Here is a 25599-nt window from a genome sequence, read left to right on the forward strand (position 1 = left end):
CGTCGAAATTTTCATCGGCCTGTTGTTTCGCGCGAAGGGTGACAGCGCGCGGGCGACTTGCTATTGCCGCGCCAGCTTTCCCGTTTGAGACCGACCATGCCCGATCTGCTTCTTGAACTTCGCAGCGAAGAGATTCCCGCCCGCATGCAGCGAAAAGCTGCGGGTGACCTGAAGAAGATGCTGACCGACGGTCTGGTCGAGGCGGGTCTCACCTATGAGGCGGCGCGCGAATATTGGACGCCGCGCCGTCTGACGCTCGACATCCGCGGGCTCACCGCACGCTCCAAGGATGTGCACGAGGAGATCAAGGGCCCGTCCACCAAGGCGCCGGAACAGGCGATCCAGGGGTTCCTGCGCAAGGCAGGCCTGGCCTCTGTCGCTGACGCGCATGTCCATGCCGATCCGAAAAAGGGCGATTTTTACGTTGCCCACATCTCCAAGCCAGGCCGCGCCGCGGAAGAGGTGATCGCCGAACTGGTGCCGGCAATCATCCGCGGTTTCCCCTGGCCGAAGTCGATGCGCTGGGGTCCGGCCTCGGCAAAGCCTGGCGCGCTGCGTTGGGTGCGGCCGCTGCAATCCATCGTCTGCACCTTCGGCCCGGAAACCGAAGAGCCGGTGGTTGTCGATTTCGAAATCGACGGCATCCGCTCCGGCAACGTCACTTACGGTCACCGCTTCCATGCGCCCGGCGCTATCACGGTCAAGCGCTTCGACGATTATGCGGCGAAGCTTGAGGCAGCCAAGGTCGTCATCGACGCCGAACGCCGCAAGGAGATCATCCTGGCCGATGCCCGCAACCTGGCCTTCGCCAATGGGCTGGACCTGGTCGAGGACGAAGGGTTGCTCGAGGAAGTCTCGGGCTTGGTCGAATGGCCAGTCGTGCTGATCGGTGAGTTCGAACAGGCTTTCCTGGCGATCCCGCCTGAGGTGATCCGCCTGACCATTCGCGCCAATCAGAAGTGTTTCGTCACCCGACCGCAGGGCGAGGTGGAAAACCTTTCCAACCGCTTCACCCTCACCGCCAACATCGAGGCGAAGGACGGCGGTGCCGAGATAGCGCACGGCAACGGCAAGGTGGTGCGCGCACGCTTGTCGGACGCGCTCTATTTCTGGAACACCGACCAGGGCGATCTGCCGGATCTCGGCGCTTTGGAGAGCTCGGCGGCAAAATTCTCCCTCGATCTCAGCAAGCCGCTCGACCAGCGCATGGCACGGCTCGACCATCTCGATGTCACCTTCCATGCCAAGCTGGGCACGCAGGGCGAGCGCGTTGAGCGCATCCGAAAATTGGCGAGTGAACTCGCGCCCGTTGTAGGAGCAAATCCGACACTAGCTGAACGCGCCGCGGTTCTGGCCAAGGCCGACCTGCAGACTGAAGTTGTCGGCGAGTTCCCGGAGCTGCAAGGCGTGATGGGGCGTAAATATGCCCTTCTGCAGGGTGAGAACAGTTCCGTTGCGGCGGCAATCGAGGAACACTACAAACCCCAGGGCCCGTCTGACCGTGTGCCGACAGATCCGGTTTCGGTTTCGGTGGCACTGGCCGACAAGCTCGACACACTGGTCGGCTTTTGGGCCATCGATGAAAAGCCAACGGGCTCCAAAGATCCTTATGCCTTGAGAAGAGCTGCGTTGGGCGTGATCAGGATCATCCTAGAAAATCGGATCCGCCTTCCGCTCGACAATTGGCTCAGAGCTGCACTTCGCTCTGCTGAACATGTTGAAATTACAGGAAAATCTGCATTTCTGAGAAATGCTATCCGACGGTTTTTAGGGACATTAATCTCTGAGGAGCGGCTTGATGGCGCGGTTGAAGATGTCGTCAGCAAGATTGATCAGATTGCGATGGACGATGACGAACTGGACAGTTTGAAGAATTTTGTCTCGGAACAGTTTCGTGAATTTGCTGGCGACCGACTGAAGGTAATGCTGAAAGACAGTGGCGCTCGATACGACCTTATTGATGCTGTGTTTGCCCTTCGGGAAAATGATGATCTGTATGAGATTACAAATCGCGTCGAAGCGCTAGGCAAGCTGCTTGAGACCGAGGACGGCAAGAACCTGCTCGCCGGCACCAAGCGCGCCGCCAACATCCTCGCCGCGGAGGAAAAGAAAGGCACGGCGGTTGCCGCCGCTGTCGACCCGGCGCTGTTTCGTGAAGAGGCGGAGAAAAAGCTGTTCGGTGCGATCGGTCAGGCCGAAGCTCAGGCCGGCGAAGCCATTGGCAGGGAAGACTTTTCCGGCGCCATGGTGGCGCTGAGCACCTTGCGCGAGCCGGTCGATACCTTCTTCGACAAGGTGCTGGTCAATGACGAAGACGCCGCTGTGCGGGCGAACCGTCTGGCGCTGCTTTCGCGCATTCGCACCGCCACGGATCGTGTCGCCGATTTCTCGAAGATCGCCGGCTGATAGCGGAAAATAGGAGTGCCTGCAGGCACTCCTATCAGGCATTTCAGAGGCTTATAAAACAGCCGGCCGAGCCGGCTTACAGTCATATGGCGATGATGTCTGCATGGGACAAATCGGGTGTTCACTCGAACCCACGGAGGCTTTCATGACATTCGTTGCCGAACCCGAAATGATTGAAGACACCCTGGCCTCTGACGAGGCGCTGCTCGAAGCAACTCCCGAATACGAACTCGAAGCCCGTGATGACGACGAGGTCGTGCTTTCGGACGACGAAGACGAGCAGGACGACGACGGCGAGGAAGCCGAAGACGAGTCCGACGATGAAGATGAATCCGAGGACGGCGAAGAGACCGCCGAGGATGAAGAGTCGGACAACGAGGACGACGGCGAGGAAGACGAAGCCAAGGCAGCGGCCTGAGCCGGTTTGCCGCGCGGGCAGGGCGGTTGCTGCCGTCCTGCCCCCGGACGGCTGGTTTTTAGCGCGCCGCGTCGGGTATCGATTCTTCCGCCGGCCCGTCCTTTCCGGCTTTTGCGGACACTTCCGTTGCCGGTTGTTTGCCGTTTGCCGCCGCCGGCTTGGCCATGTGACGCGGCAATGCAGCGCCCACCACACCATCGCGGATCACCATCGTCGCACGTGCCGGCCCGCTTCGATCCGGAATGGCCGAAACTTTTTCTTGGGTCACCGGCATCTCGGCTTCACCCGCCAGAACGACTGAAGCACCCCATATCTGACCGACAGCCGATTGCACACTTGGATCCACGTCGTGTCCGGCTGCTGCGGGCGCGACCACCGAAGGTGTCGACGCCGGTTCGGTATCGCTGAAATAGACCAGTGACGATGCCTGTGCGGTGCCTGCCATGCACAGGCCGAAAAATGCCATCACCATGCCACGCATGAAAATATCCCTTGCCCGATTTTCCCATTCAGCACTTTAGGGCAATCGTCTTGATGCCGGCTTACGGCGGTCACGGGCATTTTAGCGATCGCGCTTGAGGCTTGCCCGCGGCTGCGCAGCGTATTACGCAGCCGCTTCGAAAGAGATTGTGACCGTGGCCGAGATCATACCTGCATCCGAAGCGTTGGAACCGGCGCTGGCTTTGCTTGAAGCCGGCGAGGTCGTCGCCATTCCGACCGAGACCGTCTATGGCCTCGCCGGCGACGCCACCAACGGCCAGGCAGTTGCACGCATCTTTGAAGCCAAAGGCCGGCCGCGTTTCAACCCGCTCATTGCCCATGTCGCCGATATGGCGATGGCCGAGCGTATCGCGATTTTCGACCCGCTGTCGCGCAGGCTGGCCGAAGCCTTCTGGCCGGGGCCGCTGACCCTCGTGTTGCCGTTGCGCCAGGAAGCCGGCATCCACCCGCTGGTGAGCGCCGGTCTGGATACGATCGCGCTGCGTATGCCCAAGGGGTTCGGGGGCGAACTGATTCGTCGCCTCGGTCGCCCCTTGGCAGCACCGTCGGCCAATTCGTCGGGCAGGATCAGCGCCACGACCGCGCGTGCGGTGGCGGATGACCTGGGTGCCCGCATAAAGCTTGTCGTCGACGGCGGCGCAACGCCCGTCGGGTTGGAATCGACCATCGTCAAGGTGGAGCAGGGAGGCCTGCGCCTCCTGCGTCCCGGCGGTATCGCTGCGACCGACATCGAGGCCGTCGCTGGTGTTCTGCTCCTGCGCGGTGCCGTGGGCATCCAGGCTCCGGGCATGCTGGCCTCGCACTATGCGCCGGGCGCGGCAATGCGGCTCAGCGTCGACAGGATAGTGAAAGGTGAGGCGCTGCTTGCCTTTGGCCCGAAACGCACCGCAGGCTGGCAAGATGCCGTTGCCGTGAAAAACCTGTCGGAGCGTGGCGATCTCACCGAGGCTGCCGCCAATCTGTTCTCTTTCATGCAGGCACTCGACCGCTCGGGCGCTGCGGTCATTGCCGTCGAACCGGTGCCTCAGGATGGGCTCGGCGAGGCGATCAACGATCGGCTCGCGCGCGCCGCAGCACCGCGTGACAAACCTCTCGTGGAGACCTAGTCCTTGGCCATGACCGACACCGATCTTTCGCCTGACCTTCTCCAGCGCTTTGCCGATATCGTTGGCGACAGATATGCGTTGCGCGATCAGGCCGACATCGCTCCTTACCTGATCGAGCGGCGTGGGCTGTGGCATGGCCACACCCCACTGGTGCTGCGGCCCGGCAGCGTCGAGGAAGTCAGCCGCATCCTGCGGCTTGCCACCGAAACGCGCACTCCGATCGTGCCGCAGAGCGGCAATACCGGCTTGGTCGGTGCGCAGGTGCCGGATGCTTCCGGGCATCAGATCGTGCTTTCGCTGTCGAGGCTGAACCGCATTCGTGAGATCGACGTGCAGTCGAACACGGCAACTGTCGAAGCCGGCGTCATCCTGCAGACACTGCAGGAAGCGGTCGATGCCGCAGACCGGCTGTTTCCGCTGTCGCTGGCCGCCCAGGGTTCGTGTCAGATCGGCGGCAACCTTTCTTCGAATGCCGGCGGCACGGGCGTTCTCGCCTACGGCAACACGCGAGAGCTTTGCCTCGGCGTCGAGGTCGTGCTGCCGACCGGCGAGGTCTTCGACGATCTGCGCAAATTGAAGAAGGACAATACCGGTTACGATCTGAAGAACCTGTTCGTTGGTGCCGAAGGCACGCTGGGTGTCATCACCGCCGCCGTCATGAAGCTGTTTCCGAAGCCGAAGGGGCGCGAAGTCGCTTTTGTCGGCCTGTCGTCGCCGCAAGCAGCTCTCGATCTTTTCAATCTGGCGGAAGATCGCGCCGGCCCGGCGCTGACTGCCTTCGAGCTGATCGCCAGGACACCTTACGATTTCACGCTGCGCCACGGCGCCGGTGTGATCCGCCCGTTAGCCGATGACTGGCCCTGGTATGTGCTGATGCAGGTTTCCTCCGGCCGCTCTGCCGAGGACGCCAGGGCGCTGATCGAGGACATCCTGTCGGAGGGGCTGGAAAAAGGCCTTGCGGATGACGCGGTGATTGCCGCTAGCCTTGGCCAGGCCGATGCCTTCTGGAACTTCCGTGAAACGCTGCCGGAAACGCAGAAGGCCGAAGGCGCTTCGATCAAGCACGACATTTCCGTGCCGATCGCCGCGGTTCCTACCTTCATCGAAAGCGCCGCCAAGGCTGTGGCCTCGGTCAGTGCCGGCGCCCGTGTCGTCTGCTTCGGCCATATGGGCGACGGCAACCTGCACTACAACATCTCCCGGCCTGTCGACGGCGACGACAAGACCTTCCTCGATCTCTACCGCCCCATGAACAAGGCCGTGCACGATGTCGTGCGTTCGCTGAACGGCTCCATTTCGGCTGAGCACGGCATCGGCCAGTTGAAGCGCGACGAACTGATCGCCACGGCGCCGCCGATGGCCATCGACCTGATGCGCCGGGTGAAGACTGCTTTCGATCCCGCCGGAATCATGAATCCCGGTAAGGTTATCTGATCGTTTCGAAAGTCCTGGCTGGTGGGATTCCGATAACCATCTGGAAGATCAGCAAAATTTAACCGACTTTTTTAAGCGGGCCGGTAAGGAGCCGCCGCTAGTCTCTCCCCATAACGAGGCGGGAAAACCCGCACGGAGAAGACCGGGATACCCGGCTCTCAGGAGAGACAGGAAGGCATCCATGAACACCGGACTGAAGCCAGTCTGGGCTGGGCGCAACATGCGCCTCGACCCGTTTCGCCTGCCGCAGGTGGTGAGCTACGCCGCCCGCGACGATTCTGGCGACATCACCCTCACCATCGATCGGCGCGGCGCCATCATGCGCCGCAAGCTGCAGATGAGCGGCATGCCCGTCGTTATCGCCCTCCCGGCCAAGGCGTTCAGCGGCGTTGCCGCACGCGCCATGGAGGACGAGGACGGCAATGTCACGGTGACGCTGGAACTGCTGCACACGGATCCGATGTTGTCGGTGCCGTTGCTGGTTGCCGACGACCTCGACGACATCGCTGCCGACTGGCGTGCCTGGGCGGAAGCGTTCGGCCTGCCGATGCTGCTGGTCGAGGCGGATGGCGTCGCCCGTACGCTGGAAGAGTCGCTTGGTGCCGCGATCAAGACGCAGCCGCCGCGCGCACGCCGCAAGGGTCGCATCTCCACAACCCGCCGCCCACGCTTCCTGGCCCGCCGCCGCACCGGCGACCTCGGCCTCAGGCTGGTCATCGGCGGCGAGGAGATTATCGCGCGAGAGTAGAAAGAAGTGGCCTAGAGCAGCGGCTTCACCGCCACCCAGACAGCTCCGCCGATCAGGCCGATGAAGATCAGCCAGCCGACCTGGTTGTTCGATCTGAACAGCTTGAGGCACTGCTCCGGATTGTCGATGTCCAGCGTCACGATCTGCCTGGCCATGTGCGCGCCGGCGGCGATCAAGCCCGCCAGCGCCACGACTGGCGCCTGCGCCGAGGCAAAGGCAACGGCGAAGCACATCAGCGCGCCGGCATAGAGACCGGCTAGCCAGGACTTGGTGTGTTCGCCGAAAAGGCGGGCGGTGGAGCGCACGCCGACGATGGCGTCGTCTTCCTTGTCCTGGTGGGCATAGATGGTGTCGTAACCGATCACCCAGAGGATCGAGCCGATATAAAGCAGGAAGGCCGGTGCATCGAGATCGGCGAACTCGCTTGCCCAGCCCATCAGCGCGCCCCACGAGAAAGCGAGGCCGAGCCCGAACTGCGGCCAGTTGGTGAAGCGCTTCATGAATGGATAGATCGCCACGACCGCGAGCGAGCAGATGCCGAGCAGGATGGCGAAGCCGTTGAACTGGACGAGCACCACCAGCCCGACGAGAGCTTGCAGGATGAGGAAGGTCCAGGCCTGCCTGCGGCTGACCTTGCCGGATGGCAGCGGGCGTGAGCGGGTACGCTCCACCTGATTGTCGATGTCGTGGTCGACGAGATCGTTGTAGGTGCAGCCGGCGCCGCGCATGGCGATCGCACCGAGCAGGAACAGGATCAGCGTCGAGGGCAGTGGCAGGAGCGAAAGCAGGCTGTCTTCCGGCCGGGCATAGGCACTGGCTGCAAGGGCGGCCGACCACAAGCATGGCCACAGGAGCAATTGCCAGCCGATCGGCCGGTCCCAGCGCGCGAGCTGAGCGTAGGGCCATACCCAGCGCGGCAGCACGCGATAGACCCAGTGCCCGCTGGGCGCGTCGGCGACACGTCCCTGGGCCGATTTCGACTGTATGGTTTCCATGGGCTTGGAGTGGCAGGCCGCGGCGTGGGCGTCAAGCAGACATGGTGTCCCGCCAGCTCAGATTTGTGGCGCGAACGGCAGGTACCAGAACAGCGCGATCTCGCGGGTGCCGGGATGAAGTCCGCGATAGAAGAAGCGATCGATGCCGCCGAGCTGGAAACCCTGCCGTTCATAGAAGCGGCAGGCGGTGAGGTTGTTGTTCTGGGTTTCCAGTGAAAGCCCGGGCAGGCCTTGCTCCCGCGCCCAGCTTTTGGCCTGCTCGAACAGGCGGTTGCCGATACCGCCGGCGCGATGCTGGCGGTCGACACCGAAATGGTCGAGCAAGCCATAGCCGTTCCAGTTGCGGGTGACCGAAAGCCGCCCGACGGGCGCGTCGTCCAGCATGGCGACGAACAAGGCGCTGTCCTCGTCCCATTCTCCGCCGTCTTCGTCGGTCTTGCCGTAGCTTTTCACATAGGGTTCGGTCGGAATGCGCCGCCATTCGGAGACCGGTGTGCCGAAGGTGGGTTCCAGATAGGCATCGACCTCGAAGCTGAAGTCGGCTTTGCCGGCCGCGTCGAAGAGGAGGGGGGCGGCGCGTTCGATGGTGACGGTCATGACAAATCCTGCAGCAGCATGGCCCCGAACCGAAGGTCGGCGAAGCAAAAAGTTGAAGACTCTTCGGGTCGCAGATAGGCAGCCGTCTGCCAGCCGGCAATGCCGTAGCGGTTGATATGGGTGATCTCGCCTTGACCTGTCGCGTCATCGCCAATAGCCAGAGCTGGCTATACGGATGGGCGAGGTTTCCGACATGAACGTTCTTCTCCTCGGTTCCGGTGGGCGCGAACACGCGCTGGCCTGGAAGCTCGCTGCCTCGCCTTTGCTCACCAGGCTTTATGCTGCGCCCGGCAATCCAGGCATCGCCGAACAGGCGGAGCTCGTCGCGCTCGACATCGCCAACCATGCTGCCGTTGCCGCCTTCTGCCGCGACATGAAGATCGATCTCGTCGTTGTCGGTCCGGAAGCGCCATTGGTCGCCGGTATCGGCGATGATCTGCGCGCCGCCGGCATCCGCGTTTTCGGGCCATCCAAGGCGGCGGCGCGGCTGGAGGGATCGAAGGGCTTCACCAAGGATCTGTGCGCCCGCTTCAACATCCCGACCGCCGCTTACGGTCGTTTCGACAATCTGGCGGCAGCGCGCGCCTATGTCGAAAAGGTCGGGGCGCCGATCGTCATCAAGGCCGACGGGTTGGCTGCGGGCAAAGGCGTTACGGTTGCTATGACGCTGCCGGAGGCGCTGGACGCGCTGAGCGCCTGTTTTGACGGCTCTTTCGGCAGTGCTGGCGCCGAAGTGGTTGTCGAGGAATTCATGACCGGCGAGGAGGCAAGTTTCTTCTGCCTGTGCGATGGCACGACGGCGCTGCCCTTTGGAACGGCGCAGGACCACAAGCGCGTCGGCGACGGCGATGTCGGCCCCAACACCGGCGGCATGGGCGCTTATTCGCCGGCACCCGTGATGACGCCTGAAGTGGTCGATCGCACCATGCGCGAAATCATCGAACCGACCATGCGCGGCATGGCCGAACTCGGTTCGCCTTTCGCGGGTGTGCTGTTTGCCGGGCTGATGATCACCGATCAGGGACCCAGGCTGATCGAATACAACACCCGCTTCGGCGATCCCGAATGCCAGGTGCTGATGATGCGGCTGAAGGACGATCTGCTCGTGCTGCTGAATGCCGCCGCTGATGGTCAGCTCGGTCACATGTCGGTGCGCTGGCTAGATGAGGCAGCGCTTACCGTGGTGATGGCGGCGGCCGGGTATCCAGGCGCGCCGGAAAAGGGCTCGGTCATTCGCGGCATCGATGCGGCTCGCGCCGAGGGCGCCGAGGTTTTCCATGCTGGCACCGCGGTCAATGCGGGCGCCTTGGTTGCCAATGGCGGGCGCGTACTCAATGTCTCGGCCACCGGTGGTACCGTGGGCGAGGCGCAAAAGCGCGCCTATGCCGCGGTCGACCGTATCGACTGGCCGCAAGGCTTCTGCCGCCGTGACATCGGTTGGCGTGCGGTCGAGCGCGAAGAGGGGCGATGAGCGTCACCATCTACCACAATCCCGGCTGCGGCACCTCGCGTAACGCACTGGCCATGATCCGCGCTTCCGGCGAGGAGCCCGAGATCATCGAATATCTGAAGACGCCTCCGTCGCGCGGCAGACTGGTTGAATTGCTCCGCCTCATGGGCATGAAGCCAAAGCAGCTGCTGCGCCAGAAGGATACGCCCTATGCGGAGTTGCGGCTCTACGATCCGCGCTTCAGCGACGAGGAAATCCTCAATTTCATGATGGAGTACCCGGTCCTCATCAACCGTCCGATCGTGGTGACGGAAAAGGGCGTCGTCCTGGCCCGACCTTCTGAGCGTGTGCTGGAAGTGCTCGCCAATCCCGACATCGGTGATTTCGTCAAGGAGGACGGCGAGGTGGTGCACACCTCCGTCCGCCGTTAGAACGATCAGCGGTCTGCCAGCGTGGTGGTGGCCCTGGCCGGCTTGATCGATCCTGTTGCAACAGGATCGATGCCAGGCGGTGGCGTGCCCTGCGACACCAGTACGGCCTGAGTTTTCTGCCTGACAGCGGCTACATAGCCGGCAATGCCGCGCATCTGTTTGGCCACCAGCAAAGGCGGACGGCGGAAGGCGTTGCGCAATGCAACCCAGCGCGCCTTCAGCGCAGCCCCCAGTTCGTCTAACGTTGGTGGCGCAGCGACCGCGGCATAGATGACGCGTTCTCCGCGCATGCCGGCCTCTCGTGACAGCGGTACCGGCACGCTTGCCAGATAGTCGACCGGCACGTCGATGAGGGCGCCGAAGGGCCATTGGCTACGCAGTTCGGCCGCATCCATCGGCGCGACATTGATGTCGATGTCGTTGGGCGTGCCTGCAGCGCGATAGGGACAGGAGAGGCGGCCGCAATTGGCCTGCGCGGCGAACTGCCAAAGCGCATACCCGCTCCAGTGGCCCTTGGGAAAGCTGGCGCCGACCTCCGGCTTGTAGCGCGCATACCAGAGCGGCAGCCGGGACAGGAGCCGATAGCGATAGCGGTTGGCGGCGATATGGCTGGCCGTGACCTCATTGGTATAGAGGATCGGGAAGCGACCGACACGGCGGTGCACCTGCCGCACGAACTCTTCGGCATCCTCCAGCGACATCCATTTCTCGGGGTCGTTGTCTTCGATATCGAGCGCAAGCAGGTCGTCGGGTCCGGGCTCGGCGAAATCGACGAAATTGTCGGCCTGCTCGACCGGGTTGCCGGGACGGGCGAGATGATAAGCTCCCCATTCCAGCCCCAGTGCCTTCGCAACCACCTTGCGCGTCTGGAACAGTTCGCGCGTCACGGCATGGCGCTTCCATAGAGCCTTGCAGAGCCGCTGCTCGGTTTCTGTTCCGTTGCAGGAGTAAGGTGGTGGTATGCCGTCCGAGGCTTTGTTGATGAAGCCGACAATACGCTTGTCGGAAGCAAGAGCGTTCCAGTCGATGGGATTGTATTCATAAGCGTCGATGACCAGCGCGCGGTCTTCTTTTTTCCATGGCTCGGAAAAGTCAGATGCCGCGGCCACACCCGTCAGCGCCGCCAGGCCCGCTGCCAGCGTCGTCATGCGGAAGAACTGTCGCGTGCGGCCGTTCAAGGGCGTATCCCGCTCAATAACCGTCGATCCTGAACGGCTATGGTTAATGAACGGTTTTTGCCGGCGAGATCGTCTCTTGGCTGAGCCTGCTATCAGATAAACGGATCCGGCGCTGGTTTCTCCGGCAGCGTGCCCTCGGCTTCGCGGCGCCGGTAGTGGGCAAGCGAACATTGCGGCGAGCACAAAACGCCACGGTCCGACCAATAGGCCGCGCCATGCTCGATCCTGCCGCTATGGTAGTGAAACCCTTCGTCACGATAAGGCAGGCCGCATTCGATGCAGCGAAAGGCGTCGGGTCCGGCCAGCATTCGAGTGCTCCTTTGCAGTGTTCTTACACCTGCAGCAGTGAAAATGTCAGGCCTAAGCCTGTATCGCCTTCGCGGCAGGGGCTATTCGAATGTCTGCAAAATCCACGTGACAAAATTTGACGTTTACGTAAAAGTATATTTATCGGCGTTGCACCATCGCACTGTTGCATTGCAATAGCGGCACGCGGCAGGATCGGGCGGTAGCAGAGGAGGAGACGGCATGTATCGGGCACCGGTCGCAGATATCGCCTTTACGCTGAAACATGTCGCCGGGCTGAAGCCAGCTCTCGATGCCGGGGCATTCGGTGAACTCGGCGAGGATCTGGTCGATGCGGTGCTGGAAGAGGCGGGTCGCTTCGCAACCGACGAGGTCGCGCCGCTGTACAAGATCGGCGACGAGACCGGCGCGGTGCTGAAGGATGCCGTCGTGACCATGCCCGCCGGCTGGAAGGATCTTTACCGCCGTTGGATCGAAGGCGGCTGGAACGGCCTGTCGGCGCCTGAGGAGTTCGGCGGCCAGGCGCTGCCGACCATGCTGGGGGTTGCTGCGCTCGAAATGTGGAACTCGGCCGCCATGGCCTTCGGCATCGGCCCGACGCTCACCATGGGCGCGGTCGAGGCGCTGCATAAACATGCCTCCGATGAGCTCAAGGCAAAATATCTCGCCAGGCTGGTATCAGGCGAATGGATGGGCACGATGAACCTGACCGAGCCTCAGGCGGGTTCCGATCTTGCGGCTCTGCGTTCCCGCGCCGAGCCGGCTGGAGATGGCACCTACCGCATCTTTGGCCAGAAAATCTTCATCACCTATGGTGAGCACGATTTCACCGACAACATCGTGCATCTGGTGCTGGCGCGCCTGCCTGACGCGCCGGCCGGCACGCGCGGCATCTCGTTGTTCCTGGTGCCGAAGTTCCTGGTCAACGACGACGGTTCGCTTGGCGTCCGCAACGATGTGTTCTGCTCCGGCATCGAGCACAAGCTCGGCATCCATGCCTCGCCCACATGCACCATGATTTACGGTGACGGCTTCGGTGATGCTGCGGCCGGCGCCATCGGCTGGTTGATCGGCGAGGAGAACAAGGGCCTCGCCTGCATGTTCACCATGATGAACAATGCCCGTCTCGCTGTCGGCATGCAGGGCGTGGCGGTGGCCGAAGCCGCGTACCAGAAGGCACTCGCTTATGCCAATGAACGCAGGCAAGGCAAGGCGGCCAGCTATGCCGGCAATGGTATGGCACCGATCGTCCATCACGCCGACGTGCAGCGCAACCTGCTTAGCATGAAGGCGTTGACCGAGATCGCGCGCTCGATCAGCTATTCCTGCGCGCATGCGCTGGATATGGCGCATGTCTCGGAAGGCGAGGCGGCCAGTCATTGGCGCGATCGCGCCAATCTGCTCACCCCGCTGGCCAAGGCCTTTTCCACGGATGCCGGCGTCGATGTCGCTTCGCTCGGCGTTCAGATCCACGGCGGCATGGGCTTCATCGAGGAAACGGGGGCTGCAGCCTATTATCGCGATGCCCGCATCGCGCCGATCTATGAGGGCACCAACGGCATCCAGGCGATCGACCTTGTGACGCGCAAGCTGCCGCTGGGCGATGGCCGGCATGTCCACGGCTATATCGATGAGCTGAAGGCGGTGGCCGCTGATGTGCGCGCATCGAACCGTCCCGGTTTCGGCCGCACGGCCGCCCTGCTCGACCGCGCGCTGGCCGATCTCGCGGAAGCGACGAATTTCCTGCAGGCGCGCCTGGCCGATGGCGAGCAGGAAGCAGTCCTTGCCGGTGCCACGCCTTATCTCAGGCTGATTTCGCTTGCCGCCGGCGGTGCCTATCTGGCGCGTGGCGCGCTCGTCTCCGAGCAGCGCCTGCCGCTTTGCCGCTTCTTTGCCGAGAACATGCTGGGCGAGACCGCCGCGCTCAAGGAACGCGTGCTCGGTGGCGCTGAAAGCCTGGCCGAAGCCGGCAAGGCGCTGATCTCGGCCTGACCATTTTACAACGAAGGAAGAAAAGCGTGACGGATCACATCGTAGTCGAGCGCAGGGGCGCGGTTCAGGTCATCCGCATGAACCGGGCCGACAAGAAGAACGCGCTGACACGCGCTATGTATGCGGCGATGGCGGCGGCGCTTACCGAGGCGGATGCCGATCCGCTGGTACGCGCTACCGTCTTCTTCGGTCTGCCTGGTGCTTTTTCAGCTGGCAATGATCTCGCCGACTTCCTGACCGTTGCCACCGGCGGCGAGGGTGGCCGCGAGGTATGGGACTTTCTCCTGGCTCTGGCGCGGGCACAAAAGCCGTTGCTGTCGGGGGTCGATGGCATTGCGGTGGGCATCGGCACCACGCTCAACCTGCATTGCGACCTGACCTTCGCGACACCGCGCACCATCTTCCGCACGCCTTTCGTCGATCTCGGCCTGGTGCCGGAAGCCGCATCCAGCCTGCTCGTGCCGCGCATCGTCGGCCGTCAGGATGCGTTCGCGCTGCTCGGACTGGGTGAGGGTTTCTCGGCAGAACGCGCCAAGGCCGCTGGATTGATCTACGCGATCGTTGCGGAGGACACTCTCGAGCCGGCGGTGCTTGCTAAGGCCGAGGAGGTTGCGGCCAAGCCGCCTGAGGCGCTGAAGATCGCACGGGACCTGATGCTGGGTTCGCGCGAGGAAATCGTCGCACGCATCGAGGAAGAGGGCCGGCACTTCGGCGAGCGCCTCAAGTCCGACGAGGCTCGCGCCGCTTTCGTGGCCTTCATGAACCGCAAGAAGGCAGGCTGACCGCGCAGTACATCGGAGCGCAAAGACAGCCTGACTTTGGATCCACGTTGAATCTACGCATCGGCCCGAAAATCGATTCCGATTTTCGGGCCGATGCGTAGACAATAGATTGTCTGCTTACCGGTAGGGCGAAATACACTGCTGGCGCGGCCCGTAGTTGGGCTGGAAGGTGTTGTCCGACACGCGGTACGAGCGGTAGCGGTCGTAGCACCAGCGCACATGCGCGTTGCTGAGCCGCACCGGATAGGCCGGACGATAGGCGGGCCGACCCTGATTGGCGATCGCGCCGCCGATGATGGCGCCGGCAATGAAGGCTGCTGGCGGGAACCAAACGCCATTGTGGCGCTTCCAGCCCGGCCGTGCGTGGCGGTAGCCGCGGTGGCCGTTGTAGTAATAACGGTCGCCGTTGCGATAGAAGCCACGCCGGTTCTGTACCTGCATGATGTCGCTGCTCGTTTCGACGGTTGGCCTCGGCATTGGAGCAGCCTGGCCGGGTGTCACCGAAGTGGCGACGCTGGTGAGCACGGTCGCTGCCGCGCAAAGGGTAGAAAGAAGCTTTTTCATCGCATTCCTCGTTTCGGTTGAAAACTTCGGACGCGACGAGCTTCGCAGTGCAGGCGTGAACCGAAACTGAACGCCTCCATTAAATATTTGTAATGTCAGGACAAACCGGAGCGCCAAATCAAGGTGCCGAGCGTCTTTTTGCGTGTGACGCGAACAGGCCCGGCGCTTAGTCGATTCGCTCCGCCGGCCGCCGATTAAGGATAGAGGCGGTTTTTGTTCCAGCTGCCTTCGGTGTTGCGGCTGAACACGATGCGGTCGTGCAGGCGGAAGGGGCGATCGTGCCAGAATTCGATCGTCTGCGGCAGGATGCGGAAGCCGGACCAGTGCTTGGGGCGCGGAATGTCGCCGATGGCATAGCGGGCGGTGTATTCCGCGACCGCCTTTTCCAGGGCGAATCGGCTTTCCAGCGGGCGTGACTGCTTCGAGGCCCAGGCGCCGATCCGGCTACCGCGTGGGCGTGATGCGTAGTAGGCATCGGCTTCCGCGTCGGAGACGATCTCGACCGGTCCGCGCACGCGCACCTGGCGGCGCAGCGACTTCCAGTGGAAGCACATCGCCGCCTTCATATTGCCCAGGATCTCGCGGCCCTTGGCGCTTTCGAAATTCGTGTAGAAGACAAATCCGTGCTCGTCGAATCCCTTGAGCAGCACCATGCGTACGTCCGGCATGCCGTCGGCGTCGACGGTGGCCAGTGCCACGCCATTGGGGTCGTTGGGTTCGGACTTGGAGGCATCGTCCAACCAGGCGGCGAACAGCCGGAAAGGCTCCGCGCTCTCTGTAAAGTCACCTGTTGTTAAGACTGTCTCGTTCATAGTTTTTCCGATGTGAACTGGCCGAGGATTTGCCGATTGTCGCGCATCGCGCACCGTTTTGACAGCCGGCCAGTGGGCACTTTCGTTTCGTCCTGTCTCAGGGCGGCGGCACCCTGTGTGTTGCTTGTCCTTGCTGGCTGTGGCGCGGGTGGCTTCAGTCTGGAAAAGGCCGAGGTCGACCGTTCCATCGTCACGGGTTCGATTTCCTCGGGCGCGAGCACCAATACCGATGCCGGTATGGCTTCCGACGAGACAACGATCCGCAACGCCGCGTCTTCCGCCGATTTGCAGGGCCTGGCCAACCAGGCCGTTCCTTGGGCCAATTCCGCCACCGGCTCGCGTGGCGCCATCACCGCGCTGGCGGAGACCGGTGACACAATCAGGGGGCGCTGCCGCCAGTTCGACGTTTCGCGTGAAAGCTATGATGGCGTGACTATGTACAAGGGGTCGATTTGCATGACGCCAACCGGTGCGTGGAAGACGCAGGATTTCAAGGCGCTCTGATTTTCCCCGCCGCCACTGGAATTTCTTCCTATCAAGGCGCATATAGGAAACAACTCTGAATTTACCCATTCGATGAGCAGGATTGATGCGCGACCCCTATGAGGTGCTGGGAGTTGCCAGGAACGCCTCGTCCAAGGACATCAAGTCGGCGTTTCGGAAACTCGCCAAGAAGCACCACCCGGACCAGAACCCGAATGACCCCAAGGCCAAGGACCGATTTTCCGCGGCCAATCAGGCCTATGAGATTCTCGGCGACGAAAAGGCCCGTGCGGCCTTCGACCGTGGCGAGATCGATGCTGATGGCAAGCCGCGCTTCCAGGGCTTCGAGAACGCCGGCGGCGATCCCTTCGCCGGTTTCCGTCGCCAGCAGGGGCCAGGTGCATCGCATTTCGAATTCCGTTCGTCCGGCGGTGGTCCGTTCGGGGATGGCGCCGGCGACATCTTCAGTCAGATATTCGGCGACGCCTTCAGCCAGCAGCGTCCGGGCGGCGCGGGCATGGGTGGAACGGGTGGTGAGCGTCGCAGGCAGGCGCCGGCCGGCGGAGATATCAACGTGACGTTGGATGTCACGATCGAGGAAGCCGCGACCGCCGAAAAGGTGACGGCCATCTTCCCCGACGGTCGCAAGATCGCTGTGAAATTGCCGACCTATGTGGAAGACGGCCAGACGATCCGTCTCAAGGGCCAGGGGGAGCAGGGTTACGGTCAGCCGGGCGATGCGCTGGTCAAGGTCAGGTTCCGCCGCCACCCGCGCTATCGCGTTGAGGGCCGCGATCTGCACGCCGACCTCCCGGTGTCGCTGCACGATGCGGTTGTCGGCGCCAAGGTGGCGGTCGAAACCCCGACAGGTCGTATCGCGCTTAACGTGCCGGCCTGGTCGAGTTCCGACAAGGTGCTTCGCATCAAAGGGCGCGGGCTGCCGGAAAAGGCCGGTGGTCACGCGGATCTCTATGCTCATGTCCGCATCATGCTGCCGGAAGGTGGCGATCCGGAACTGGAAGCACTCGTCAAGAAGCAAGGCTGAGCGCGTCTTTCTGCGACGGCATTCGCCTGGCCCAAAGGATTGGGTCAGGCGATCCATTGCCGTGACAGTGCCTGTGGGTTGCAATGCCGCTGTCATTCACAGCGGCATTTGTCATGTCTTCGCAAATCATCATCCGCCCGGTCGTTCGCCAGGATTTCGACCGCTGGCTGCCACTCTGGGACGGCTATAACGCTTTCTACGGACGTTCCGGCCCGACCGCGCTTGCCGAAGCCGTCACGCAAATGACCTGGTCGCGGTTCTTCGATGCCTATGAGCCGGTTCATGCACTGGTTGCCGAAAGCGGGGGTCGATTGATCGGCTTGACGCATTATCTTTTCCATCGCTCGACCACGGCCATCGAGCCGAGCTGCTATTTGCAGGATCTGTTCACGTCACAGGATGCGCGCGGCAAGGGGATAGGCAAGGCGCTGATCGAAGGGGTCTACGACCGCGCCCGCGAAGCTGGCTCGAAGCGGGTGTACTGGCAAACCCACGAAACCAACCAGACGGCGATGCGGCTTTACGACCAGGTCGCGGAACGTTCCGGCTTCGTGGTTTACCGCCGGCTTTTCTGATCCGGACAGATTTGGCTGCCGGTTAAACGTGACCGGCAAGCACGGCCGGCTCATGTCATCATCGCTTGAAGGCATCAAGCGCCTGTGCGATAGGGCAGTTCAAAGCGGATCAGTATGCGGAGAGCGCTCATATGGTGGGTGGACAGGGCCTGATGGCCGGCAAGCGCGGCCTTATCCTGGGTGTCGCCAACAACCGTTCGATTGCCTACGGCATTGCCAAGGCCTGTGTGGATCACGGCGCCGAGGTTGCGCTGACCTATCAGGGCGAGGCGTTCAAGAAGCGCGTCGAGCCATTGGCGGCCGAACTTGGCGCGGAGGTCGTCGGCCATTGCGACGTCACCGATCCGGAAAGCCTGGACACGGTGTTCGACAATGTCAGCAAATTGTGGGGCCGGCTCGACTTCCTGGTGCATGCCATCGCCTTCTCCGACAAGGAAGAGCTGACGGGCCGTTATGTCGAGACGACACGCGACAATTTCCTGCGCACCATGGATATCTCGGTCTTCTCCTTCACCACCGTTGCCAAGCGCGCCGAGCCGCTGATGACCAATGGCGGTTCGCTGCTGACGCTGACCTATTACGGTGCCGAAAAGGTGATGCCGCACTACAACGTCATGGGTGTCGCCAAGGCGGCGCTCGAGGCTTCGGTGCGTTATCTGGCAGTCGATCTCGGCGCCAAGGGCATCCGCGTCAACGCCATTTCAGCCGGCCCGATCAAGACGCTCGCGGCGTCCGGCATCGGCGACTTCCGCTACATCCTGAAGTGGAATGAATACAACGCCCCGCTGAAGCGCACGGTGTCACCCGAGGAAGTCGGCGATTCGGGCCTCTATTTCCTGTCGGACCTGTCGCGGGGCGTCACCGGCGAAGTCCATCACGTCGATTCGGGTTATCACGTCGTCGGCATGAAGGCCGTCGACGCCCCGGATATCTCCGTTATCAAGGACTGAGGCTGCCGCCCGGCATTTTCCCGCATCGTTACCGGAGGTCGTTCGCGCACCATGTCTGCGCTTATCTATGTCGTGCGCCACGGCCAGACCGATTGGAATGCCGAGCATCGTCTGCAGGGGCAGGCCGATACTGATCTCAATGACGTCGGTCGCCGCCAGGCGTCGGAGAATGGGCGCAAGCTCGCGGGTCTGATCGGCGACGCGAAGGCTACCTTCGATTATGTCTCCAGCCCGATGCTGCGCACGTGCGAGACCATGGAACTGCTGCGCTCAGCCATGGGGCAGGACCCGGCCGGCTATCGAACCGACGATCGTCTGGTCGAACTTAATTTCGGCGACTGGCAGGGTTTCACCTATCCCGAACTCGAAACCCGCTATCCGGGGGCGAGCCGTGCGCGTGGCGAGGACAAATGGGATTTCACCCCGCCGGGTTCCGGCGCGGAAAGCTACCAGAAGCTGCTATCCCGCATCCAGCCGGTGTTCCAGGCTATGGAACGCGACACGATCTGCGTCACTCACGGCGGCGTGGTGCGCTGCCTGTTTCGGATGATTGCGGGTTTTTCGAAGGATGAAGCGGCCTCGCTGGAAATTCCGCAAGACCGCGTCCTGAGGGTGCAGGGTCGCCGTCTGGAATGGCTGTAGAGCCTCACGGCGGCGACTATCGTTGACTTGCCTTACTGCGGCAGTTCCATGTCGGTGATGACATTCTCGCCATTGCTGACGTCGTAGGCAATGACGATGTCCGTGCCAGGCTTCAACGCTTCAAGGTCCATTTCGGCATTCAGCTTGTAAGCCTTGCCGTCATCGAGCGTCAGCGTCAGCGTTTCCTTGTCGACCTTCTTGATCTTGCCCTCTGCCTGGCCCGCGAAAGCGGCGGTAACGATAAGCATAGTGGCTGCAATGGCGCCGAGCAGGGTACGCATTGATGGTCCTCATTGTTTGTTGTTCTGCGCCGTTCCCATGCGGCGGCCGTATGCGGCGACGGAAACAAACAGAAACCAGCCGAATGTGTCAAACCTAAGTCACCTCCCGTGGACAACAGGGGCGTGACCTCCCTCGGAGGGCTCCTTCTGTCGGTCTGATGCTTGTAATCGAAGCGTTTATCAGCAAGGGTTTGCCCCTGTTTGACCACTGCGGAAAACGCTAATAGAAGGCAGGCCATGCCGGGGTCAGACCCGTGCGAGGGCTGCTACAGATGTCGCATAATACCTTCGGTCATCTTTTCCGGGTAACCACCTGGGGCGAAAGCCACGGTGCGGCCTTGGGCTGCGTCGTGGATGGCTGTCCGCCCGGCATCCGCTTCACCCGAGAGGACATCCAGGCCGAGCTTGACCGTCGCAGGCCGGGCCAGTCGCGCTTCGTCACGCAACGCCGCGAGCCGGACGAGGTCAAGGTATTGTCGGGTTTCGTCATGGACGAGGACGGCATTACCATGATCACCACGGGCACGCCCGTGTCGATGCTGATCGAGAATGTCGACCAGCGCTCGAAGGATTATGGCGAGATCGCTCGCCAGTACCGGCCGGGTCATGCCGACTATGCCTACGAGGTCAAATACGGCATCCGCGATCATCGTGGTGGCGGCCGTTCCTCGGCGCGCGAGACCGCGGCCCGCGTCGCAGCCGGCGCGCTTGCCCGCAAGGTCGTTCCGGGCCTTGTCGTGCGCGGCGCATTGATCTCGATGGGCGAGAAGGAAATCGACCGCGCCAACTGGAACTGGAATTTCATCGGCGATGCCGAAAACCCGTTCTTCACGCCGGATCCGCAGTCAGTGCCTGTGTTCGCGGCCTATCTCGACGGCATCCGCAAGGCGGGTTCGTCCGTGGGCGCGGTGATCGAGGTCGTTGCGGACGGTGTGCCGGCAGGGCTGGGCGCGCCGATCTATGCCAAGCTCGATCAGGATATTGCTTCGAACCTCATGTCGATCAACGCAGTCAAGGGCGTCGAGATCGGCAATGGTTTCGAAGCCGCCAGGATCACAGGCGAACAGAACGCCGACGAGATGCGCATGGGCAACGACGGCAAGCCGGTGTTCCTCTCCAACAACGCCGGCGGCATCCTTGGCGGCATTTCGACAGGTCAGCCGGTCATCGCACGTTTCGCCGTCAAGCCGACCTCGTCGATCCTCAATCCGCGCAAATCCATCGATCGCGACGGCAAGGACGTCGATGTCGTCACCAAGGGCCGCCACGACCCCTGTGTCGGCATCCGTGCCGTGCCGATCGGCGAAGCGATGGTAGCCTGTGCCATTGCCGACCACTATCTGCGCCATCGGGGCCAAACGGGAAGATGAGTGAATAGCGAGTAGTGAGTAGCGAATAGAGTGAAAAAACACTACTCACTATTCGCTACTCACTATTCGCTACCGAAAGAGCCCCATGCCTTACGATCAGAAGAGAATTGTCGAAGCCTTGCGCGCCTTCGAGCGCGGCGAGATCGTTGTCGTCATGGACGATGACGGTCGCGAGAATGAGGGTGACCTGATCGTCGCGGCCGTTCACTGTACGCCGGAGAAGATGGCTTTCATCGTGCGCCACACCTCCGGCATCGTCTGCACGCCGATGCCGCGAGAGGAAGCCAAGCGGCTCAATCTGGCGCCGATGGTGGCCGACAACGATTCCGCCCATACGACCGCCTTCACGGTCAGCGTCGACTTCAAGCATGGCACGACGACCGGCATTTCCGCAGAGGATCGCACGCTTACCGTGCGTAACCTGGCCAATGGCAACGTCGCAGGCAGCGATTTCGTGCGTCCCGGCCACATCTTTCCGCTGATCGCACGGGAAGGCGGCGTGCTGATGCGCTCCGGCCATACGGAAGCCGCGGTCGATCTGTGCAAATTGGCCGGCCTGCCGCCGGTCGGGGTCATTTCCGAACTGGTCAATGACGATGGCACCGTCAAGCGCGGGCCTGAAGTGGCAGCCTTCGCCGAGGAGCATGGGCTGAAGCAGGTCTCGGTGGCCGATCTCATTGCCTACCGCCAGCGCAAGGAAACGTTGGTCGAGCGCGTCGCCTGCTCGGACATCGACACGCCTGGGGGCAAGGCAACCGCGATCGCTTATTCGCTGCCCTGGGAAGCGATGCATCATCTTGCAATCGTCTACGGCGACATTCGTGACGGCGAGGAAGTGCCGGTGCGCCTGCATCTGGAAGATGTCACGACGGACGTCTTCGGCACGCACACAGTTCTTGCCGACATCATGAAGGCGCTCGGAGAGCGCAAGCGCGGGGTCATCGTTTATCTGCGCGAGGGATCCACCGGCGTCGGTAGCCATGGTGGCCGCAACCGGCAGGCAGGCGCAGAGCGCGAGGACCACGAGGAAGCGCGCCGGCGCGAGAACGAATGGCGCGAGATCGGACTTGGCGCGCAGATACTCAAGGATCTCGGCATTTCATCGATCAATCTGATTGCTTCGCGCGAGCGGCATTATGTCGGCCTGGAAGGCTTCGGCATCCGCATCGCCAGGACGGAAATTCTCTGATCGGCAACAGGGCGCCATATCGCGTCCGTTTCGATGAAGCCGCTCAAGCCAAAACCGGGGCGGTCGTGTCGTGCACAGAATGTTGCAGGTTGCGCTGACCGGCCAATGCGACAATCAAGGCGACAATGCCAGCCGTGATCGAAACCAGGAAGCCGCTGGTCGGACCGTAGGCGTCGATCACCCAGCCTGCGGCCGCTGAACCTGCGGCCATGCCGATACCGATGCCGGTGATCGCCCAGGTCATGCCTTCGGTGAGCTTGGAGGACGGTACGAGTTTTTCAACCAGCGCCATCGAGGTGATGATGGTCGGCGAAACGGCCACGCCCGCGACGAAAAACACCAGTGAAAGCATGGGGATGCTGCCCACGATGAGCAGCGGCAAAGTGGTGAGGGCCGCCAGCGCTATCGTGACGAGCAATTGCCGGGCAAGTGGCAGCTTGAGCTTCAACATGCCGAAGGCCAGGCCGGCAACGAGTGAGCCGGCCGCATAGGCCGACAGGGTAAGGCTTGCGGCCGCTTTGTTGCCTTGGGCTTCCGCGAAGGCGACTGCAGCCACTTCCGCTGTGCCGAAGATCGCGCCGATGGACGCCAGGGTCAGCACGATGATCTGCAGCGAACCGAGGCGGATGACGGAGCGACCGCCGTTGTTCTCCCGCGCATGGATCGGTGGCTCGGTGGATCTCTGGGCAGCAAACAGCAGGCTGCCGACAAGAAGAAAGATCGTGGCGGCCAATGGCCCGGCTTCGGGGAAGATGGTGACGCTCAGGCCGATCGCGAGGATCGGACCGACCATGAACATGACTTCGTCGACCACGGACTCAAAGGCAAACGCCGTGTGCAGCTTCGAGGTGCCACGGTAAAGCTCGGTCCATCGTGCCCTGACGAAGGAACTGAAGCTCGGTATCGCGCCGCTGAGGATCGCGAAAAGGAACAGCGTCCAGTTGGGCGCCTTCAAATGGGTTGCCACCATCAGGCTGATCAGTGCCGAAACCGCGATCAGCGTCGCGGGCACAAGAACACGGCGCTGGCCGTGCCGGTCGACTAGCCGCGACACCTGCGGCGCGATCAAGCCGCTTGCCAGCGCGAAGGTGGCCGAGACCGCGCCAGCAAGCCAGTATTCGCCATGTGTTTCGGACAGCATCGTCACGATGCCGAGCGTGATCATGGAGAGCGGAAAGCGGGCAACGAAGCCGGCCGCGGAAAACGCCTTGGCGCCGGGCGCCTGGAAAATTTCGCTGTACGGATTACGCATGGTCGTCACCGGGAATAGTTGAGATTTCAAAGGCAGTCGAGCCGCCTGAGAAGGCGGCTCGTTGGTCCTGTTTGGGTCGTTGTCCTAGGTCTCGGCGAATGTCACTCCGCTGCTTGCGGGGCAGCTTGCGATAATTCGCTTTCCGTCTCGCCGGCGAGTGTCTTCTGGCCGAGAAGCACGATCACGAAGGCGATCGTGCCAGCCGCCACGGAGACCCAGAAACCGTTCTGCGCGCCATAGTTGTCGACCACCCAGCCCGCCACGAATGCACCCAACGCCATGCCGATGCCGATGCCAGTCATCACCCAGGTGATGCCTTCGGTCAGCATGGCTTCGGGCACGCGCCGCTCGATCAGGCCGAAGGCCATGATGAAGGTGGGCGAGATCGCCACGCCGCTGACGAAGACAGCGAGCGCCAGCAGCGGAACGGTGTTGGCGACGAGCAACGGCAGAGTGGTCAAGGCAACGATGGCGATCGAAAGGGCGAGCAGCCGCTGTTTCGGAGCCTGGAGGTTCAACGCGCCGACGATGAGGCCGACGATGAAGGAACCGGCGGCATAGACGCCGATGACCAGGCTGGCAGCGGTCGGCTGGCCGAGTTCCTTGGTGATGGCCACCGAGCTTACCTCGGCTGTGGCGAAGATCGCGCCGACGAAGATAAGCGCCAGCGTTATGATCTGGACGGGACGCAGCATGATCGCCGAGCCGCCGCTGCCGTGTTCTGGCTGACGTATTTTGGGCTCACTGGACCGCTGCAAGATGAAAGCGGCCATGCCGAGGGCCAGGAGAAGCGTGCTGGCCAGCATACCGGCTTCCGGGAAGAGAGCCACGCTGAGGCCCACCGAAAGCGAGGCGCCGGCGATATAGACCAGTTCGTCGGCAACCGACTCGAAAGCGAAGGCCGTGTTGAGTTCCGGACGATCGCGGAACTTTTCCGTCCAGCGCGCCCGCACCATGGCCGGCACGCTGGGCATTGCGGCCGCCAGGAATGCCGAAGCGAACAGCGTCCAGCTCGGCCAGTCATAGTGGGTGGCTGCGAGCAGGGCGATGAAGGCGATGACGGAGATGATCGTCGTGGGAGCCGCCACGGCGGTCTGACCGAGCCGGTCGATCCATCGCGAGATTTGCGGGGCGGCAAAAGCGTTGGTCAAGGCGAAGGTGGCTGATACCGCACCCGCCAGCCAATATTCGCCGCGTGCCTGGGAGAGCATCGCGACAATGCCGATGGGCGCCATGGCGATAGGCAGCCGGGCAATGAAGGCCGCGGCGGCGAAGCCCTTGGCTCCGGGGACTCTGAAGATTTCACCATAAGGATTGCGCATGGGAGCACTCCTGGAAATTTGAGGGTGCGCCACTTACATACGTGGCGTATGCGAATGAGATAATTGCATACGTCTCGTATGTCAATTAATATACGGCGCGTATGTAAAAAAATATACGCGACGTATGTAGAAAGCGAAGCGGCAAAAGGAAAAAACGATGAGGACTGCCCACAAACCTCGTAGCGAGATGATTGCCGAAACGCGGGCAAAGCTGATCGCGGCTGCGCGCCGGGCGTTTGCGACGGTCGGTTATGCGAACGCGTCGATGGATGATTTCACCGCGGAGGCAGGGCTGACGCGGGGCGCTCTTTATCACCATTTCGGCGACAAGAAGGGGCTGTTCGAGGCCGTCGTCGCCCAGATCGACACTGAGATGTGCACGCGCCTCAATGCCATCTCGGCCAAAGCCAAGACACGCTGGCAAGGCTTCCTGGACGAGAACATCGGCTATGTGGAAATGGCGCTGGACCCGGAAGTCCAGCGCATCGTCCTGCGCGACGGCCCGGCTGTACTCGGCGACCCGGCGCTTTGGCCCAATGCCAATAACTGTATCTCGTCCCTAACAAGGAACCTTGCTGCCTTGAAAGAGGAGGGGGTTGTCCGCGAGATGGATCCGGAAGCCATGGCTCGGCTGATCAGCGGTGCCTCGCTCTATGCCGCGCAGTGGGTTGCCAATTCCGACGATCCTGGCGCGACCTCTATCAAGGCGATCAAGGCCTTCCGCGCGCTCATGGAAGGCTTGCTGGCGGACGACAAGGTTTCCGCCTGAA

General features: G+C 62.3%; 27 protein-coding genes. 17 read left to right on the forward strand and 10 right to left on the reverse strand.

Going from position 1 to position 25599, the window contains the following annotated elements:
* Positions 1–96: 96 nt before the first annotated feature.
* Positions 97–2406: a glycine--tRNA ligase subunit beta gene (gene glyS, locus ACFWXH_RS02045; RefSeq protein WP_379117065.1), complete on the forward strand. Its 2310-nt coding sequence runs from the start codon at positions 97–99 to the stop codon at positions 2404–2406.
* Between the two features lie 145 nt (positions 2407–2551).
* Positions 2552–2824 (forward strand): hypothetical protein, encoded by a 273-nt coding sequence (locus ACFWXH_RS02050; RefSeq protein WP_161808044.1) that lies wholly within the window; start codon positions 2552–2554, stop codon positions 2822–2824.
* A gap of 58 nt (positions 2825–2882) precedes the next feature.
* Here the strand turns inward: ACFWXH_RS02050 and ACFWXH_RS02055 are convergent, their stop codons facing one another.
* Positions 2883–3305: a hypothetical protein gene (locus tag ACFWXH_RS02055; RefSeq protein ID WP_379117068.1), complete on the reverse strand. Its 423-nt coding sequence runs from the start codon at positions 3303–3305 to the stop codon at positions 2883–2885.
* 154 nt (positions 3306–3459) lie between these two features.
* Between ACFWXH_RS02055 and ACFWXH_RS02060 the strand changes: the two genes are divergently transcribed.
* From ACFWXH_RS02060 to ACFWXH_RS02070, 3 genes are all read left to right on the forward strand, one after another.
* Positions 3460–4431, forward strand: coding sequence for an L-threonylcarbamoyladenylate synthase (locus ACFWXH_RS02060; protein WP_379117070.1), 972 nt, complete (start codon positions 3460–3462; stop codon positions 4429–4431).
* Positions 4432–4440: 9 nt separating this feature from the next.
* The gene (locus tag ACFWXH_RS02065; protein WP_379117072.1) at positions 4441–5865 is read left to right on the forward strand and encodes an FAD-binding oxidoreductase; all 1425 of its coding nucleotides are present in this window, start codon (positions 4441–4443) and stop codon (positions 5863–5865) included.
* 181 nt (positions 5866–6046) lie between these two features.
* Positions 6047–6613 (forward strand): DUF6101 family protein, encoded by a 567-nt coding sequence (locus ACFWXH_RS02070; protein ID WP_054309060.1) that lies wholly within the window; start codon positions 6047–6049, stop codon positions 6611–6613.
* A gap of 11 nt (positions 6614–6624) precedes the next feature.
* Here ACFWXH_RS02070 and ubiA read toward each other — a convergent pair whose 3' ends face one another.
* Positions 6625–7608, reverse strand: a complete 984-nt coding sequence (gene ubiA, locus ACFWXH_RS02075; protein ID WP_379117074.1) for a 4-hydroxybenzoate octaprenyltransferase — start codon at positions 7606–7608, stop codon at positions 6625–6627.
* A 57-nt stretch (positions 7609–7665) separates the two neighbouring features.
* Complete coding sequence (locus ACFWXH_RS02080; RefSeq protein WP_379117077.1) at positions 7666–8205, reverse strand: GNAT family N-acetyltransferase; 540 nt, start codon at positions 8203–8205, stop codon at positions 7666–7668.
* Between the two features lie 193 nt (positions 8206–8398).
* On the opposite strand from ACFWXH_RS02080, the gene purD reads away from it, so the two are divergent.
* Together purD and arsC are read left to right on the forward strand one after the other, a co-directional pair.
* Positions 8399–9676, forward strand: a complete 1278-nt coding sequence (gene purD / locus ACFWXH_RS02085) for a phosphoribosylamine--glycine ligase (protein ID WP_379117079.1) — start codon at positions 8399–8401, stop codon at positions 9674–9676.
* The gene (gene arsC / locus ACFWXH_RS02090; protein ID WP_379117081.1) at positions 9673–10086 is read left to right on the forward strand and encodes an arsenate reductase (glutaredoxin); all 414 of its coding nucleotides are present in this window, start codon (positions 9673–9675) and stop codon (positions 10084–10086) included. Before purD ends, arsC begins: the two co-directional genes overlap by 4 nt.
* A gap of 5 nt (positions 10087–10091) precedes the next feature.
* On the opposite strand, the gene ACFWXH_RS02095 is transcribed toward arsC, so the two are convergent.
* Both ACFWXH_RS02095 and ACFWXH_RS02100 read right to left on the reverse strand, forming a co-directional pair.
* Positions 10092–11234: a glycoside hydrolase family 25 protein gene (locus ACFWXH_RS02095; protein WP_379118912.1), complete on the reverse strand. Its 1143-nt coding sequence runs from the start codon at positions 11232–11234 to the stop codon at positions 10092–10094.
* Between the two features lie 122 nt (positions 11235–11356).
* Entirely contained in the window at positions 11357–11572 is a 216-nt protein-coding gene (locus ACFWXH_RS02100) for a hypothetical protein (RefSeq protein ID WP_054309056.1), read from the reverse strand.
* 220 nt (positions 11573–11792) lie between these two features.
* Here ACFWXH_RS02100 and ACFWXH_RS02105 point away from each other — a divergent pair, with 220 nt between their 5' ends.
* Together ACFWXH_RS02105 and ACFWXH_RS02110 are read left to right on the forward strand one after the other, a co-directional pair.
* Complete coding sequence (locus tag ACFWXH_RS02105) at positions 11793–13562, forward strand: acyl-CoA dehydrogenase (RefSeq protein WP_379117083.1); 1770 nt, start codon at positions 11793–11795, stop codon at positions 13560–13562.
* A 26-nt stretch (positions 13563–13588) separates the two neighbouring features.
* Positions 13589–14344, forward strand: coding sequence for a crotonase/enoyl-CoA hydratase family protein (locus tag ACFWXH_RS02110; protein WP_379117085.1), 756 nt, complete (start codon positions 13589–13591; stop codon positions 14342–14344).
* Positions 14345–14461: 117 nt separating this feature from the next.
* Here ACFWXH_RS02110 and ACFWXH_RS02115 read toward each other — a convergent pair whose 3' ends face one another.
* On the reverse strand, positions 14462–14908 hold the full coding sequence (locus ACFWXH_RS02115) for a BA14K family protein (RefSeq protein WP_379117087.1): 447 nt from the start codon (positions 14906–14908) through the stop codon (positions 14462–14464).
* A 194-nt stretch (positions 14909–15102) separates the two neighbouring features.
* Positions 15103–15720 (reverse strand): pyridoxamine 5'-phosphate oxidase, encoded by a 618-nt coding sequence (pdxH, locus tag ACFWXH_RS02120; protein ID WP_379117089.1) that lies wholly within the window; start codon positions 15718–15720, stop codon positions 15103–15105.
* A gap of 36 nt (positions 15721–15756) precedes the next feature.
* Between pdxH and ACFWXH_RS02125 the strand changes: the two genes are divergently transcribed.
* The 5 genes from ACFWXH_RS02125 (at position 15757) to ACFWXH_RS02145 (ending at position 19415) form a co-directional block, all read left to right on the forward strand.
* The gene (locus tag ACFWXH_RS02125) at positions 15757–16224 is read left to right on the forward strand and encodes an RT0821/Lpp0805 family surface protein (RefSeq protein ID WP_379117091.1); all 468 of its coding nucleotides are present in this window, start codon (positions 15757–15759) and stop codon (positions 16222–16224) included.
* Positions 16225–16309: 85 nt separating this feature from the next.
* Positions 16310–17248, forward strand: coding sequence for a DnaJ C-terminal domain-containing protein (locus ACFWXH_RS02130; protein ID WP_379117093.1), 939 nt, complete (start codon positions 16310–16312; stop codon positions 17246–17248).
* 113 nt (positions 17249–17361) lie between these two features.
* Positions 17362–17823 carry a GNAT family N-acetyltransferase gene (locus tag ACFWXH_RS02135; protein ID WP_379117095.1) on the forward strand — a complete coding sequence of 154 codons (462 nt, stop codon included), beginning with the start codon at positions 17362–17364 and terminating at the stop codon, positions 17821–17823.
* A gap of 131 nt (positions 17824–17954) precedes the next feature.
* A complete protein-coding gene (gene fabI, locus ACFWXH_RS02140; protein WP_379117097.1) occupies positions 17955–18773 on the forward strand; it encodes an enoyl-ACP reductase FabI in 819 nt (272 codons plus the stop codon).
* Between the two features lie 51 nt (positions 18774–18824).
* The gene (locus ACFWXH_RS02145) at positions 18825–19415 is read left to right on the forward strand and encodes a histidine phosphatase family protein (RefSeq protein ID WP_054309048.1); all 591 of its coding nucleotides are present in this window, start codon (positions 18825–18827) and stop codon (positions 19413–19415) included.
* A 32-nt stretch (positions 19416–19447) separates the two neighbouring features.
* On the opposite strand, the gene ACFWXH_RS02150 is transcribed toward ACFWXH_RS02145, so the two are convergent.
* On the reverse strand, positions 19448–19696 hold the full coding sequence (locus ACFWXH_RS02150) for a DUF1344 domain-containing protein (RefSeq protein ID WP_054309047.1): 249 nt from the start codon (positions 19694–19696) through the stop codon (positions 19448–19450).
* Positions 19697–19968: 272 nt separating this feature from the next.
* Between ACFWXH_RS02150 and aroC the strand changes: the two genes are divergently transcribed.
* Both aroC and ribB read left to right on the forward strand, forming a co-directional pair.
* On the forward strand, positions 19969–21066 hold the full coding sequence (aroC, locus tag ACFWXH_RS02155) for a chorismate synthase (protein WP_379117101.1): 1098 nt from the start codon (positions 19969–19971) through the stop codon (positions 21064–21066).
* A gap of 85 nt (positions 21067–21151) precedes the next feature.
* Positions 21152–22255, forward strand: a complete 1104-nt coding sequence (gene ribB, locus ACFWXH_RS02160; protein ID WP_054309045.1) for a 3,4-dihydroxy-2-butanone-4-phosphate synthase — start codon at positions 21152–21154, stop codon at positions 22253–22255.
* Between the two features lie 43 nt (positions 22256–22298).
* Here the strand turns inward: ribB and ACFWXH_RS02165 are convergent, their stop codons facing one another.
* On the reverse strand, positions 22299–23507 hold the full coding sequence (locus ACFWXH_RS02165; RefSeq protein WP_379117103.1) for an MFS transporter: 1209 nt from the start codon (positions 23505–23507) through the stop codon (positions 22299–22301).
* 101 nt (positions 23508–23608) lie between these two features.
* Positions 23609–24829: an MFS transporter gene (locus ACFWXH_RS02170; RefSeq protein WP_379117105.1), complete on the reverse strand. Its 1221-nt coding sequence runs from the start codon at positions 24827–24829 to the stop codon at positions 23609–23611.
* A 157-nt stretch (positions 24830–24986) separates the two neighbouring features.
* Between ACFWXH_RS02170 and ACFWXH_RS02175 the strand changes: the two genes are divergently transcribed.
* Entirely contained in the window at positions 24987–25598 is a 612-nt protein-coding gene (locus tag ACFWXH_RS02175) for a TetR/AcrR family transcriptional regulator (protein ID WP_379117107.1), read from the forward strand.
* Position 25599 lies beyond the last annotated feature (1 nt).

The sequence above is a fragment of the Mesorhizobium sp. NPDC059054 genome, from assembly GCF_042739215.1.
In the GTDB taxonomy this organism is placed as follows: Bacteria; Pseudomonadota; Alphaproteobacteria; order Rhizobiales; family Rhizobiaceae; genus Mesorhizobium.

Bases quoted from the DNA above. Each gene is read 5' to 3' on its own strand.
- ACFWXH_RS02115 (WP_379117087.1), bottom strand. From the start codon at position 14,908: ATGAAAAAGCTTCTTTCTACCCTTTGCGCGGCAGCGACCGTGCTCACC.
- ACFWXH_RS02165 (WP_379117103.1), bottom strand. From the start codon at position 23,507: ATGCGTAATCCGTACAGCGAAATTTTCCAGGCGCCCGGCGCCAAGGCG.
- ACFWXH_RS02135 (WP_379117095.1), top strand. From the start codon at position 17,362: ATGTCTTCGCAAATCATCATCCGCCCGGTCGTTCGCCAGGATTTCGAC.
- ACFWXH_RS02070 (WP_054309060.1), top strand. From the start codon at position 6,047: ATGAACACCGGACTGAAGCCAGTCTGGGCTGGGCGCAACATGCGCCTC.
- ACFWXH_RS02055 (WP_379117068.1), bottom strand. From the start codon at position 3,305: ATGCGTGGCATGGTGATGGCATTTTTCGGCCTGTGCATGGCAGGCACC.
- purD (WP_379117079.1), top strand. From the start codon at position 8,399: ATGAACGTTCTTCTCCTCGGTTCCGGTGGGCGCGAACACGCGCTGGCC.
- ACFWXH_RS02130 (WP_379117093.1), top strand. From the start codon at position 16,310: ATGCGCGACCCCTATGAGGTGCTGGGAGTTGCCAGGAACGCCTCGTCC.
- glyS (WP_379117065.1), top strand. From the start codon at position 97: ATGCCCGATCTGCTTCTTGAACTTCGCAGCGAAGAGATTCCCGCCCGC.
- ACFWXH_RS02175 (WP_379117107.1), top strand. From the start codon at position 24,987: ATGAGGACTGCCCACAAACCTCGTAGCGAGATGATTGCCGAAACGCGG.
- ACFWXH_RS02105 (WP_379117083.1), top strand. From the start codon at position 11,793: ATGTATCGGGCACCGGTCGCAGATATCGCCTTTACGCTGAAACATGTC.
- ACFWXH_RS02100 (WP_054309056.1), bottom strand. From the start codon at position 11,572: ATGCTGGCCGGACCCGACGCCTTTCGCTGCATCGAATGCGGCCTGCCT.
- ACFWXH_RS02050 (WP_161808044.1), top strand. From the start codon at position 2,552: ATGACATTCGTTGCCGAACCCGAAATGATTGAAGACACCCTGGCCTCT.
- pdxH (WP_379117089.1), bottom strand. From the start codon at position 15,720: ATGAACGAGACAGTCTTAACAACAGGTGACTTTACAGAGAGCGCGGAG.
- ACFWXH_RS02150 (WP_054309047.1), bottom strand. From the start codon at position 19,696: ATGCGTACCCTGCTCGGCGCCATTGCAGCCACTATGCTTATCGTTACC.
- aroC (WP_379117101.1), top strand. From the start codon at position 19,969: ATGTCGCATAATACCTTCGGTCATCTTTTCCGGGTAACCACCTGGGGC.
- ubiA (WP_379117074.1), bottom strand. From the start codon at position 7,608: ATGGAAACCATACAGTCGAAATCGGCCCAGGGACGTGTCGCCGACGCG.
- fabI (WP_379117097.1), top strand. From the start codon at position 17,955: ATGGTGGGTGGACAGGGCCTGATGGCCGGCAAGCGCGGCCTTATCCTG.
- ACFWXH_RS02080 (WP_379117077.1), bottom strand. From the start codon at position 8,205: ATGACCGTCACCATCGAACGCGCCGCCCCCCTCCTCTTCGACGCGGCC.
- arsC (WP_379117081.1), top strand. From the start codon at position 9,673: ATGAGCGTCACCATCTACCACAATCCCGGCTGCGGCACCTCGCGTAAC.
- ACFWXH_RS02145 (WP_054309048.1), top strand. From the start codon at position 18,825: ATGTCTGCGCTTATCTATGTCGTGCGCCACGGCCAGACCGATTGGAAT.
- ACFWXH_RS02065 (WP_379117072.1), top strand. From the start codon at position 4,441: ATGACCGACACCGATCTTTCGCCTGACCTTCTCCAGCGCTTTGCCGAT.
- ACFWXH_RS02170 (WP_379117105.1), bottom strand. From the start codon at position 24,829: ATGCGCAATCCTTATGGTGAAATCTTCAGAGTCCCCGGAGCCAAGGGC.
- ribB (WP_054309045.1), top strand. From the start codon at position 21,152: ATGCCTTACGATCAGAAGAGAATTGTCGAAGCCTTGCGCGCCTTCGAG.
- ACFWXH_RS02095 (WP_379118912.1), bottom strand. From the start codon at position 11,234: ATGACGACGCTGGCAGCGGGCCTGGCGGCGCTGACGGGTGTGGCCGCG.